7 protein-coding genes are annotated in these 9,400 nt (G+C 47.3%); 3 read left to right on the top strand and 4 right to left on the bottom strand.

The genetic code is table 11. From position 1 onward, the window contains the following. The 3 genes from JCM15548_RS09820 to JCM15548_RS09810 all read left to right on the top strand — a co-directional run. The coding region (locus JCM15548_RS09820) for a glycosyl hydrolase 2 galactose-binding domain-containing protein (RefSeq protein WP_157482617.1) at window positions 1–2,637 on the top strand (2,637 nt) is incomplete at its 5' end. A 17-nt stretch (window positions 2,638–2,654) separates the two neighbouring features. Continuing rightward, window positions 2,655–3,509, top strand: a complete 855-nt coding sequence (locus JCM15548_RS09815; protein ID WP_062124824.1) for an ROK family protein — start codon at window positions 2,655–2,657, stop codon at window positions 3,507–3,509. 89 nt (window positions 3,510–3,598) lie between these two features. Next, window positions 3,599–4,687 (top strand): glycoside hydrolase family 88 protein, encoded by a 1,089-nt coding sequence (locus JCM15548_RS09810; RefSeq protein WP_062124822.1) that lies wholly within the window; start codon window positions 3,599–3,601, stop codon window positions 4,685–4,687. A gap of 84 nt (window positions 4,688–4,771) precedes the next feature. On the opposite strand, the gene JCM15548_RS23655 is transcribed toward JCM15548_RS09810, so the two are convergent. The 4 genes from JCM15548_RS23655 to JCM15548_RS09800 form a co-directional block, all read right to left on the bottom strand. Then, window positions 4,772–5,203, bottom strand: a complete 432-nt coding sequence (locus JCM15548_RS23655; RefSeq protein WP_227625660.1) for a PA14 domain-containing protein — start codon at window positions 5,201–5,203, stop codon at window positions 4,772–4,774. Then, a complete protein-coding gene (locus JCM15548_RS23650; RefSeq protein ID WP_227625659.1) occupies window positions 5,200–6,603 on the bottom strand; it encodes a beta-N-acetylhexosaminidase in 1,404 nt (467 codons plus the stop codon). Before JCM15548_RS23650 ends, JCM15548_RS23655 begins: the two co-directional genes overlap by 4 nt. Next, on the bottom strand, window positions 6,591–7,100 hold the full coding sequence (locus JCM15548_RS23645; protein ID WP_227625658.1) for a glycoside hydrolase family 20 zincin-like fold domain-containing protein: 510 nt from the start codon (window positions 7,098–7,100) through the stop codon (window positions 6,591–6,593). Before JCM15548_RS23645 ends, JCM15548_RS23650 begins: the two co-directional genes overlap by 13 nt. A 63-nt stretch (window positions 7,101–7,163) precedes the next feature. Next, a complete protein-coding gene (locus tag JCM15548_RS09800; RefSeq protein WP_062124820.1) occupies window positions 7,164–9,374 on the bottom strand; it encodes an alpha-L-fucosidase in 2,211 nt (736 codons plus the stop codon). Window positions 9,375–9,400: the final 26 nt, after the last annotated feature.

The following is a 9,400-nucleotide window of genomic DNA, read 5'->3' as shown; positions in this document are numbered from 1 at the left end:
GATATGACGACTAAGCTAAACACAATTCTAACCCTGCTATTGGGCGTTATAGGCATGGGCTCATGCCATGCTCACGCCCCTGTAACAGAACATAAGACCTACCTTGAAGCAGGCTGGCAACTCTTTTCATCTGCATCCACAGATGCAGATGGCGAAGAAATATCCAACAGCCATTTTGATAAAAGCTTTGGATACCCCATTGAAGTACCTGCCACGGCGATGCATGGATTGATGCAGAACGATATGTTTCCGGACATCTTTGAGCCCTACGTGCTCGAAAACATGGATAAAACGCCATACGAAGTGCCTTGGTGGTACAGAAAGGAAATAGAGATTAAATCTTTGTCCGACAAAGATTTCTACCAACTCACTTTTGAAGGCATCAACTTCAAAGCCAATATCTGGCTAAACGGGACACGTATTGCCCGTGAAGATTCCGTTCAGGGTTCTTATGGAGTATGGAACTTCGATATTACGCCTTACCTAAAAATGGGTAGGAACATCCTTGCCGTAGAAATTATACCGCCCGTATTTGGAAAAGATGTGCACAAGGGCTTTGTGGATTGGAACCCCACCCCGGCCGATCGCTTGATGGGTATATGGCGGGGCGTATTGCTGAGCCATACCGGTCCGGTTTCCATGCGTCACGCCAATGTAGTTTCTAAAGTCGATAAGGAAACCCTTAAATCGGCTGAACTGACCCTGTCAACCGAACTCACCAACCACAGCCATGAAGTTCAACGCGCACTGGTGACTGCCGCCTTTGATGATGTTGTCATCCAACAGCAGGTTGAACTGCAACCCAATGAACATCGCGAAATATTTTTCAGACCCAATGAATACCCGGAACTGCAATTGGATGCTGCCCGACTATGGTGGCCCAACAACATGGGGGAGCAATACCTGTACGATTTAACGCTGAATGTGGAAGTGGACGCCCGGCCAAGTGACGAAGAGAGCTTTAGGTTTGGCATCCGGGAGGTAGAAGATTTTTGGAACGAATCGGGCTATCGCGGTTTTATGGTCAACGGTCAAAAGGTCATGATCAGAAGCGCCGGATGGGTGGACAACATATTTTTGGCCGATCCGGACGAAAAAGTGGAGGCGCAAATGAAATATGCCCAACACATGAATCTCAATTCCATACGATTGGAAAGCTTCTGGGGCCGTAACCGGACCATCATGAATAAAGCCGATGAATACGGCTTATTACTGATGCTGGGATGGACAGCCCACTGGGAATGGGATAGCTATTTGGGTTTTCCGCATGATGATTATGTCTCCATCCGCGGAACCGAAGCTAAAACACTGCATGCCAACAACTACCGCGACCAGGTGCTTTGGCACCGCCGGCACCCAAGCGTGGCCATATGGACTTATGGGAGCGACAAGCTACCCCGTCCAAGTCTCGAAATCATGCTCAACGAGCGAATGGCCAAAGCGGATACGACCCGCCCCATTCTTAGCTATTGCGGAGGCACCATGCTGATGGGCGCCAGCGATCCCCGCCAGAGTGAGATAAGCGGTCCAACCGGCGTGAAAATGGAAGGTCCCTACGATTGGGTGCCCCCAGTTTACTGGTACATCGACAAAAGATATGGCGGCGCATTTGGCTTCAACACCGAGGTAGGCCCCGGGCCACAAATTCCCCCCTTATCTACCATCAAAAAAATGTTGCCGGAAGACCATCTTTGGCCCATCGACAGCATATGGCTCTATTACAGCGGACGAAATCAGTTTGAAAACCTGGATCGCTTCCTCAATGCCTTCAACACGCGCTACGGGGAATCTCAGGATCTGGAGACCTTTCTTTTGAAAAATCAGATGAGTAGCTATGAAGCCATTCGCCCCATGTTTGAAGCCTTTGCCGTGAATAAATTTCACAGTACCGGCGTGGTGCAATGGATGTTTAACTCGGCATGGCCCACCTTTTACTGGCAACTGTTTGATTACTATCTCATGCCCAATGGCGCCTTTTATGGCACCAAAAAGGCAGCAGCACCTTTGGTGCCCATTTATAATTATGGGGACAAAAGCATTTACATCAACAACGACCATTTAAATGCCTATCATGGACTCGTGCTGCAAACGCGGGTGTATGACATCCACTCCAACCTTTTATTCTCCAATGATCAATCGGTGGATATAGATGCCAATAGTGCCCAGGAAATATTGAAGCTTCCGGAGTTAGACCATTTAAGCACCAGTTATTTCCTGAACTTACGACTAAAGAATGGCAACGGTGATGTAATTGAAAACAATTTTTACTGGCTGTCGACCGTAGCCGACATACCTGATTTTGACCAAACCACCTGGTATTGGACGCCCAACAAGCAGCATGCCGATTTCACAGCATTAAACGACCTGTCAAAAGCAAGGGTGGAATTCAACTACTCCGTACAAGACGACTTAATGTTTTCAATTGAAGTTCACAATCCCACTGAGAAAATAGCGTTTTTTATTGAACTTACACTCGCAGATAAGGACACTAAAGAGCCGATAACACCCGTGTTCTGGGATGATAACTACATCAGCCTTTTGCCCGGAGAGCGACGCACTATTAACGGCCATGCTGAGGCCAAAAACATAGATGCCAGCAGTTTAGAGATAGTGGTACAAGGAAGTAACCTGGAGTAATTATAAAAATCATTAAAATGAAGAAAACCGAAATAATCGGCGTGGATTTAGGGGGAACCAATATGCGTGCCGGCAGAGTCTTAGATAGCCATACCATAGCCATTGAGTCGACTCAAGTGCCCAAAACGGAGAACTGGCAGGAGGTGATGGATAAGCTGATTAGCTCTGTTGAAAAAGTGTGGACACCCAAAGTTCAGGGCATTGGCATTGGCGTTCCGGGGGTTGTAGATGCGCATGATGGCATGGTTTACGACATTCAAAACATCCCGTCCTGGAAGGAAGTCCCAGTGGGAAGTATTTTATCAGACCATTTCAAGGTACCGGTGTATGTCAACAACGATGCCAATTGCTTTGCTGCAGGCGAAAGGTTTTTCGGCGCCGGACAAGCCTTCGACGATTTCGTGGGGCTTATTACCGGCACGGGATTGGGTGCCGGTATTGTCAAATGGGGACGTTTGTTGCAGGACCAAAATTGTGGATCCGGAGAGTTTGGGATGATACCCTACCTGGACAGCAATTATGAACATTACTGCAGCGGACAATTCTTTAACACTTACAACAGCCTGGGAGGTAATGGTTTATATAATATGGCTGCAAAAGGAGATGAGGATGCGCTCAAAATATTTGAAGTCTATGGTCGTCATCTGGCCAATGCCATCAAGTGCATTCTATTCACCATAGATCCTGCTGCCATAATCATTGGCGGTTCGGTTTCACAATCCTATCCTTTTTATGAGCAGGCAATGAAGCAGGAGCTGGGCTCTTTTCCCTACTCTAAAACCATTGAACGCATAAAAATAATGCCTTCAGCCATAAACGATGTTGCCATACTGGGAGCGGCAGCCCTGTTCCTGGAGAAACAAGCACAATAATTCACACCTGACATTCACTCAGCACCATGCTCCGAGGATCATCCTAGCACGATGTTCCCGGAGCATGTTTGCAATAAGCTCAAAAACAAATGAAACGACGCGACTTCCTGATCAGATCCGGATTGAGTAGCAGTGCCCTCCTATTGCCCTCACTACTATCCGCAACCAAAAACAAGCACGCACATGCTGAAAACTTAAGCAGTTTTTATACGCCCATTCGTCAAAAAGTGATGATGGCCATGTTAAGCACCCAAAAACAGAACTGGGAACACGGCATTGCCACACAGGCCTTTGTTGAAATCGGAGATGTTCCAATGATGACTTTAATGGCTAAAGAAGCAGTATTACGCCAGGACAGCGACGGACGCCTGGCCGTTTTAGGGATTGCCAACGGCATAACGGATTCAGCCACACCCGGAGAAGCGGTATTACGGACATCTGTCCTTCTAAAAGATGAAAGATTAAAAGAGGCGGCTGACCGGATGCTTAATTATTTTTTCTCCCAAGCCCCAAAGACCAAAGAAGGGTTGGTACATCACTCTCACCACGGACCTGAAGTCTGGGCCGACTCCATGTACATGCTTCCGCCCTTTCTGGCCTACGCAGGCTTCCCAAAAGAGGCTCTTAAGCAGCTGAATGGCATTCGGGAACACTTATGGATTGAAGATCTTTCGCTCTTTGCCTACCGCTGGAACGATGAAAGCCAGACTATCTCAAATGATAAAATATGGGGCTTAGCAAACGGGCACGCCATTCACGGAATGACAAAATTGATAGAATATCTACCTGCAAGTATGGAACAGGAAAGAGCACTTCTAATCTCCAACGTAAAACAACACCTCAATGGCTGTTTAAACGTAATGAGGGACGATTATCTCTTTCATGATGCCCTAAATGACCCCCATACATTCATAGAAACCAGTCTGGCTGAAAGATTGGCCTATACCCTATTCAAAGGAATAGAGCAAGGCTGGTTGAATCAGCAACACCTAACCACTGCACTCAACATGCGCAAGGCCATTTATTCCAGCATCGATGAATTCGGTTTCATCACCGGCGTTCCCGGACCTCCTTCCTACTCGATAGCAGGAACATCCACCGAGGGACAAGCGTTTTTTTTGATAATGGAAGCGGCCTATGAAAGCCTGATGAAAAAAAAATCTTCATCCAATCTTTGACACAAGCGCCGCAGAAGCCTGACATGCCATAAAAAAGGCTCTGAAATCGTCCTAAGACAATTTCAGAGCCTTATAAACCCAAACTTAATAACTCAATACAACTTCTGAAAATTCTCTGAATTTCTCCTCACCAATCTTCTTGTAACGCACCACTGCACCACTCCACATTAGTGGCCAGCCTCCCGAAACATTGTTCAGAAAAATCATCTTTACCGGATGTTTGCCTTTGGACAAAGCAATAGAGGCATCCTCTCGCGAATGCTTCCTAACCTGTCCTTCGTTGTTGATCAAAAGCCGGTCACCAATATAAAGGTGGTCAATGTCGGTAGAAAACTCATACACGCCGTCTTCTTCAATATTCAGGTAACCTGTAAGAATAGCGGCAGAAGGTTGCTTGTAAGAAAAATGCCGGTTGATAGAACCTGCATTGCCAGCAACGGTCATTTCCTTCCAATCCGACACCTGATCCAGTTCCCCAATGGTTTGATATAGCCCCTCGGCAACACGCATTTTCATTCCGGCTGATCATCGCTCACTTGAACCGGCTCCGCTAAAGTTTCTTTATTAACATCAATGGTTCTGACCATACTCATCCTTCCTGTTTCCAATAAAGAAGCCATCTTTATCGTGGCACTTTCGGTGAATTCCAAAGGCGCGGTATAAACCGGAGAATTAGCATGGGGCTCGCTACCATCCAGTGTGTAAACCAGCTTAACCGGACGGGTAGTCGTAAACTCCAGCGCAATAGACTCCGTAAAGGCCTCCTGGTTTTTGACACCTTCAGGCAGGGGAATATGGTAATTAATGTCGTGCATATCCATGCGCACAAACTGCTTGTGCATTCTCTCCAAAAAGGAATCAAAATCTTTGAGCTCCCGCTTGGTCCACCCCACTTCAGCCAAGGCAATAATCCGGGGATAAACGAAATACTCGACCAACTCCGGAGTGTACATATACTCGGTCCATACATTGCCCTGAGTACCCAATACATGTTTGGCCTTTTCAGGACTCAGAACTTCGGGAACAGGATGATAGCTATAACTTTTCTCAAGGGTGGTAAAACCATGAATGGCCACAGGCTCAACTTTGCTACTACCCTGGAAATGATCGAGGTAGCACCAACCTCCCGGGGTCATGATCACATCGTGTCCCATCTCGGCTGCTGCAATTCCGCCATCTTCGCCGCGCCACGACATCACTGTAGCCGTTGCTGCCAGTCCGCCCTCAAGTATCTCATCCCATCCAATCATTTTACGATCGTGCGTCAGCAAGACTTTCTCAATGCGCTGAACAAAATAACTTTGTAGTTCGTACTCATCCTTCAAACCTTCGGCTTTAATGCGGGCCTGACAGTCAGCACACTCTTTCCACCTGTCCTTGGGACACTCATCTCCGCCTATGTGGAAGTATTCATAAGGAAACAACTCAACCACTTCGTCAATAATGTCCTCCAAAAATGCAAAAGTCTCTTCTTTTCCTGCGCAGTAAACATCCTCCTCAACACCCCACACGATGCGCACTTCAAATGGACCTCCGGTACATGAGAACTGCGGATAACCCACTAAGGCTGCCAGGGCATGACCGGGCAATTCAATCTCAGGAATGACATCGATGTAGCGTTCGGCCGCATAAGCCACAATCTCACGCACCTCATCCTGAGAATAATAACCTTCGTGAACAAAACCCTCACCTTCCACACGGGTGGCACCCAACTCAGTCAGCAAAGGATATTTCTTGATTTCAATGCGCCAGGCCTGGTCCTCTGTCAGATGCCAGTGAAATTTATTGAGCTTGAACAATGCCATCATGTCCAGGTGCTTCTTAACATCCTCAACCGGAATAAAGTGGCGACAAACATCCAGGTGCATTCCCCGGTAGGGGAACTGCGGCGCATCGTTAATGCTTACCGCCGGCATCTCCCAGGTACATCTGTGACCTTTACCGGACTTTCAATTTCGGCCGGTAAAAGCTGCAACATGGTCTGCAGGCCATAAAAAGCACCGCGTGCGGTTTTAGCTTCAATCGCTACCCCGGCCTCTGATACCGTTAAAGCATAGGCTTCATCTCCCATTTCACGCTCCGGCGCTATTTTAACGGAAATAAAATTGGCGGATACCTCATCTGATTGAATAGTCAGATTAAAACCGGTCGCGGCTTCTATCTTTCCATGGAAAAAGCCAATGACAGACCGGACTTCAGCCGCATCGTCAGCCACAAAAACAGTTTTCTGATTCAAAGTGAATGAACCCTCTCCTGCTACCAGGTCATTGGGTTGAGGAACAATACGAATGCCTTCATTGTAGAACCTCACCTCTGGTGAACTACAGGCAAGCAGCATCAAGAAAAATGCCGCCATAAAATAATTGGTAAGCTTCCGAAGAACCGAACCCAACAACAATGCTTTTTTACTCATGTCCAATGTATTAAATTACTTGATTAAAATGCCTTCTTACGATTCTTTCCGACTGCAGGCCTGCTATTCCGATAACAGGTCAATTTCAGCAGCACCCACCCGGGAAAAACCGCCCGGTGGTATTAAATGCGACAACCGCACAAAACGTGCAGCAGTCACCTTGTCAAACATAACAATTCTCCGCCCCGGATCATTGCGGATATTGCCAAACTCGCCGGAATGGATTTTTTTCCAGGTCTGGCCATCCCGACTGACTTCCACATCATAGGCTTCGATATAGCCACCATTCACAGCTGGGCTATAAGCCAACCCGGATAAGCTAAAGTCCTTTTTCATATCGATGGTCAAAGAGGGCTTTCCGGCAGTGATTTCTGAAGAAATCCAACTGGTATGCAGGTTCCCATCTACAGTTAGGTTGGCTGTTTCGCTTTCGCCATCCTGATCAACCGCCGTCCACCCTTCTTTTAACAGGCCTACACGCATTTCTGTGACCACCCCTTGACGGTCGCCAACAATGGCCCGGGCTTTTAAGTACCCACCCAATGGCAACATTAGGGGTTCACTGTACATGGCAGATAAGTTGCTGGGTTCGCTGCCATCAAGGGTGTAATAAATGGTCTGCGACAAATCGGTCATTCCGTGATTGTGCCAGTCAAAACTGGTGCCTACGCCAAGCACGACATGTCCCTTTTCACTGCTTTTGAGAACAACCGGTTTTGGGGGTTCATCATAATAATGGGCAGAAACCTTCATCAATGAAGGCGCCAATCTGGCCTCGGTAATGACCACCCTAAACCGGTCCGTTTCTAGCGCAGGAAAACGCAAAATCCGCTTGTATCCAATTGTTTTGGCTTCTGTTACAAGCTCCCATTTTCCATTCAGCCAGGCTTCAAGACGATGGGCTTCCACCCGTTCGCCCATATGGGCAATGGCCTCCTGCAGCACAAAGCGGTTAACCTTTAAAACTTGAGGTAACTGAACTTCAAATACGGAGGTTTTATCCGATGCTACCCAAAAAGTTTCGGGATCATTGTCCAACACCTTCTGTGAAGTAGCCGAACCGCCTTCCAACAGATCCGTGCCATATACCGCTCTGATTCTTTTTCCCACTTCTACCAATACCTCAGCATCTCTTTGAGAAAATTGTCCTAGTTTATTGGGTGGAATATTCAAATGAAACACGCTGTTTCCCCCGACGGAGCGCTCATACATGTCAAAAACGTCATCTACGTGGCGCACTTGCTGTTCGTCATCGTTGCGCCAAAACCAACCGTGGCGAATAGATGTGTTCGTCTCTGCCGGATAATAGTGAAAATATTTGGTCTCCTCCGTAATTTGGTCCCGGCCTGCCACATCGTTATCCATTTTATCGGGCCAGTGATAGGTTTCGGGAGATTGGTCCAAAGGAATGGTGTTGTATTCAGCGTCACGGGTAGCTCCACCTTCATTGCCACACCATCTGACATCCGGACCTTTACCAAAAATAACCGCATCGGGTGCCAATATTCTAATCATGTCAAACCATGCCTCATAATTGTAGGTCTGACCCGTTCCACGCTTAGGATGGGCGCCATCAAACCACACTTCATATACAGGACCATATTCGGTCAGTAACTCAAATAACTGGTTGAGGAAATAGGCATTGTAATCATCCACAACATAGCTAAATGTGCGCGTATCAGCGAAAGAACGTCCCGCTATCTCTGTCGGAATGGTCCGTTGTGTAAAAGCACTGCCGTTGCCATACACCCCTGCAGGATTTTCTATTTGATAAAGATCTGCCGGAGACAGGTAGATCCCCAACCTCAATCCGTACTTCTCGCAAGAATTGGCCAATTCTTTCATGACATCGCCCTGCCCCTCCTTCCATGGAGACGCAGCCACAGAGTGATTGGTGTATCGGGATGGCCATAAGCAATAACCATCATGGTGCTTGGCTACCATAACCACTCTTTTAATGCCAGCGGACGCCATCAGCTCGCACCATTGGTCCGTATCCAAATCTCCTGGATGGAAAAGCGCTGCATCTTCAAATCCGGTCCCCCATTCTCTGCCTGAATAGGTATTGGGCCCATAATGAATAAAGCCAAAAAACTCGTCCTCGAACCATTTCATTTGACGGGGATGGGGCACCACTTTGGCCGAAAGCGCCACCTTTTGTTCCAGCGTATAACCTTCGGGTATCTGAACCGTTTGCACATAAACCTCCTCCCGCTTATGGCAGGCAGTTAGCAAGAAAAGGGCAACACCAATTATCAGGTTGTTAAATTTCATCTGTAAATAATTTATTGGTTTCTCAC

The organism is Geofilum rubicundum JCM 15548, from assembly GCF_000974365.1.
Taxonomy (GTDB): Bacteria; Bacteroidota; Bacteroidia; order Bacteroidales; family Marinilabiliaceae; genus Geofilum; species Geofilum rubicundum.
Note: the sequence above shows the minus strand (reverse complement) of the source record. Positions and strands in the feature narration are given on the sequence as shown.